The organism is Rhizobacter sp. P3_C12 (genome assembly GCF_056402735.1).
This window is the reverse complement of the sequence record NZ_JBFUGW010000414.1, coordinates 1-4015: the sequence shown is the minus strand read 5'-3', so window position 1 is coordinate 4015 and position 4015 is coordinate 1. Positions and strand designations below refer to the sequence as shown.

3 protein-coding genes are annotated in these 4015 nt (G+C 65.5%); 2 read left to right on the top strand and 1 reads right to left on the bottom strand.

Annotated elements, in window-relative coordinates; translation table 11 throughout:
* Positions 1-1935 (top strand): RHS repeat domain-containing protein (locus tag AC1DXV_RS32255; protein ID WP_477937559.1); only part of this gene is annotated, 1935 nt, incomplete at its 5' end.
* A 23-nt stretch (positions 1936-1958) separates the two neighbouring features.
* A complete protein-coding gene (locus AC1DXV_RS32250; RefSeq protein ID WP_477872459.1) occupies positions 1959-2255 on the top strand; it encodes a hypothetical protein in 297 nt (98 codons plus the stop codon).
* 57 nt (positions 2256-2312) lie between these two features.
* Here AC1DXV_RS32250 and AC1DXV_RS32245 read toward each other — a convergent pair.
* On the bottom strand, positions 2313-4015 hold a 1703-nt coding region (locus AC1DXV_RS32245), incomplete at its 5' end, for a TonB-dependent receptor (protein ID WP_477937557.1).

The following is a 4015-nucleotide window of genomic DNA, read 5'->3' as shown; positions in this document are numbered from 1 at the left end:
GTGCTGACGACGTACACCTACGATGCGGGTGACCGGCCGACCAGCGCGGTGTCGACGCTTGCCGGCCAGCCGAGCGAGTCGGTGACATGGGCCTACAGCCAGACCGGCGCTGGTTTCGCGTACGGGATCGGCCGGCTGACCAGCACCGCTCACCCCAGCGGCTCCAGCCAGTACCGCTACAACTCACACGGGCAGGTCGTCACCGACACACAGCGCGTGCAGCCGGCCAGCGGCGCGAACACGGCGCAACTCACCCACGCGGTGACCTACGGCTACACGCTCGGGGACTTGAGCAGCACGACCTATCCATCCGGCCGGGTGGCGTCGATGACGCTGCTGCGCGGACGGGTCCAGGCCGTCAGCCTCGCCAAAGACGCGAGCGGTACTGCAGTGGCGCTGATCACCGACGTGCGCTGGGAACCGTTCGAGCGCGCGGTGAGCAGCTGGCAGTGGAACACCAGCGCCGGCCCGGTGCCGCACGAGCGCTTCTACGACCTGAGCGAACGCATCACGCGCTACCGTCTCGGCCCGGTGTTCCGCGACGTGCGGTATGACGAGGCGAGCCGCATCACGAGCTTCACGCACCTGCTGCCCGACGGCACGCCGCAACCGGCACTCGACCAGGCCTTCGCGCACGACGAGAACGACCGGCTGACCGGCATCACGACGGCGACCTCCAGCTGGTCGATCTCGTACGATCCCAACGGAAACAGAGCCGGCCTGATCCTGAACGGCAGCCTGAGCACCTACAACACCGAGGCCACCAGCAACCGGCTCGCGAGCATCACGAACCCGGCGCGCAACTTGACTTACGACAACGCCGGCAACACGGTCAGCGACAGCGCGGGTTACAGCGCGGGTTACAGCGCGACGTACAACCTGCGCGGCCAGCTCGCGACGCTCACCAAGGGTGGCGTGACGACGACCTACACCTACAACGCCTTCGGGCAGCGGGTGCGCAAGGTCAGCAGCACAGGTCCGGCAAGCACGGTTGTCTTCGTGTACGACCAAGCGGGGCACCTGCTCGGCGAGTACGACCAGAACGGTGCGGCGATCCGCGAGTACGTGTGGTTGCGCGACACGCCGATCGCGATGTTCATGCCGGATCCGGCGAACCCGAGCGGTGACCCGCTCGTGTACTACATCCACACCGATCACCTGAATGCCCCGCGCATCGTGATGGATCGCGACAACCACGTGCGCTGGCGCTGGCTGGCCGAGCCGTTCGGCACGACCGCGCCGGAGATGAATCCGGAAGGGCTCGGGGTCTTCACGCAGAACCTGCGCTTCCCGGGGCAATACGCGGACGCGGAGAGCGGGCTTTGGTACAACTACTTTCGGCAGTACGACTCATCGAGAGGCTATATACAGAGCGATCCGATCGGCTTGATCGGGGGAAGCCTCTCGACGTATGCCTACGTCGATGGGAATCCATTGAGCTTCGTCGATCCGAATGGTCTCGCAGGTTGCACGTTGACGTGGTTCACGCTGGTCTGCGAATTCGGACCGCCTCCGATTATTGATCCGGACAGTCCAAACCCAACACCTTCATCGGAGTGGTGGCGCAGATTCAAGAACCCATTTGAAGGCATGTTCTCGACGCCTAGGCCAAAGAACATGACGAGGCTTGAAGAGCGACAATTTGATAGAGTATGCGTTGGGGCGGGCGACCCATGTCAAGCTCTGAAGAATGAAGCCAACAAGGCCATTGATGCAGCGATTCCCAAAGTGGAAGACATGCTTTCTGACAAGGGGACCATGTTTGGTACGCAAGGCTGGACAAACCATGCGCTAAATCTCATGGGTCGAATTGAGCAAGTGGCTGCAATCATCAGTCTTGGTCAGAGAATGGGTTGTGACATGTCGGCTGAAATTATGCGGGCTACACAACTCTGGATTCCAAATTTCCCGAGAAACATGACTCCACCAAAATGAATATATACATTGATTTCAGCGTGATGACAGTCGAAGAGTCGGCCGGCGGGCGTGTGTCAGGTGTGTTGGATTTGGCTGCAGTGCCGGCAATTGGCTCGACGGTTGTGCTTGCAGCGCCGTCCAACGCGACTCCCTTTGTTGCTATATCCGGCTTTACTGGCCATCTCAAAGTTACGGAAGTCAGGTATGAGCCGTCCTCTCAATCCGTCGGCGTATCGATCAGCTTGGAGGATGTCACGGTACCAACGAGGGCTGATGCTCTGAAAGTTATGAAATTTTTCTCCGAGGGATTCGGACTGTCGGCAGAAGACTTCGAATAGGAGCAGGGCGCGCCTCGTGTGTAAGAAGAGCCGGTCCCCGGCCCTTTGCTCTCACCCTCAGAAATTCACCCGCAGCCCCGTCTTCACCGACCGCCCCGGCAGCGGCGACAGATCCCGCACCGTCTGCACCGTCGACGCGCTGTACGCCAGCTTGTCGCCCAGGTTGCCGAGCTTCAGGAACCACAGCGCGTCGCTGTTGCCGATCGAGAAGCGCCGCGCTAGCGACGCATTGACGATCGCGTAGCCGTTCGTCGCCGCGTCGGTCGCCGGCACGCGGTTCTGCTTCGCCGCACCATCGACCTCCAGGCGCCCGCTCCACGGCCCGCTGTCCACATCCAGCCCGACCAGCGCCCGCAGCGGCGCGACGCGCGGCAGCGCCTCGCCGGTGTCGAGGTTGGTCGCCCGCGTGTAATCGAGCTTGCCGTCCAGCCCCAGCGTCCAGCCGTCCCGGCGCAGCAGCCGCTGCTTGCCGTTGATCTCGATGCCGTTCAGGCGTGCCCGCACCGCGCGGAACGCGTACTCGGGGAACGACTCCGGGCCGTCATCGCCCTCGGCCTCGATCTGCTGGCCGGTCGCCTCCAGCGAGATGAAGCGCGAGAAGCGCGTGCTGAACGCACCCAGCCGCAGCTCGTTGCCGTCGTCCTTCCACGCGAGCGCCACGTCGATGTTGTTGCCGCGCTCCACGCCCAGGTTCACGTCGCCGCGCTCGAACGCGCCGGTCGCCGCATGCACGCCGTTCGCGTACAGCTCGAACGAGGTCGGCGCGCGCTCGGTGTAGCTCAGCGATCCGCTCAGCGACCAGGTCGGCGTCAGCTTGTAGACGTTCGCGAGCGACGCGCTGCGCACCGGGAAGCTGCGCGCATCCGCCGCGCCGAACTTCGGCTCGGCCGCATCGGCGGCATCGCCGTCCGAGGTGATGCGCGCATGCTCCACGCGCAGCCCGGCGGTCAGCGTGCCGCCGCTCCAGGCCAGGTCCTCGAGCGCGAACAGCGCCTGCCGCTTCGTGCGCGTGCTCGGCACGAAGGCCTCGTCGCCCAGCGCCGAGAAGTCGAAATCCTCCACCTGCAGCCCGACCACGCCCTGCACCGGCCCGATTGCCGCATGCGTCGCCTCGACGCGCAGCTCGTTGCCGGCCGTCTTGAAGGTCGTGCCGACCGCGCCGGTGCCGGTGTCGACCTCCTGGTGCTGGTAGCGCGTGTGGTTGAAGCTCGCGCGCAGCCCGGTGAACGGCCCGTCCAGCTGCTTCACCTCGCCGGCCACGCCGACGTGGTCGCGCTTCATGTCGATGTCGACGTCCGGCTCGGCCACCGCGCCATAGGTGCTGCGGTAGGTATCGACCGACAGGCCGAGGTAGCCGTGGTCGAAGAACACCGAGCCGCCGACCGCGCCGCCGTGCGTGTCGCTGGCCGACGCGCGCACGCGCTTGGTCTCGGGCTGGTCCTCGCCATCGCTGCGCGGCGTGAAGCTCGGCACGTGCAGGTCCGAGGTCTTGCGGCCGAAGGCGTCCACGTGCAGCCCGAACTGGCCGTTGCCGGTCTCCAGCAAGGCCGCGCCGCCGCGTTCGGCATCGGCACCGCCCAGGCGCAGCTCGGCCGAGCCGCTCAGCCCGTCCAGCCGGGTCGACGGGATGCGGTTGTCCAGCGCGTTGACCACGCCGCCCACCGCGCTGCCGCCGTACAGCAGCGCGCCCGGGCCGCGCAGCACCTCGATGCGGTCGACGATCAGCGGATCGATCGGCACCGCGTGGTCGAAGCTCAGGC

Coding starts and splice junctions, on each gene's coding strand:
- AC1DXV_RS32250 (WP_477872459.1), top strand. CDS start 1,959: ATGACAGTCGAAGAGTCGGCCGGCGGGCGTGTGTCAGGTGTGTTGGAT.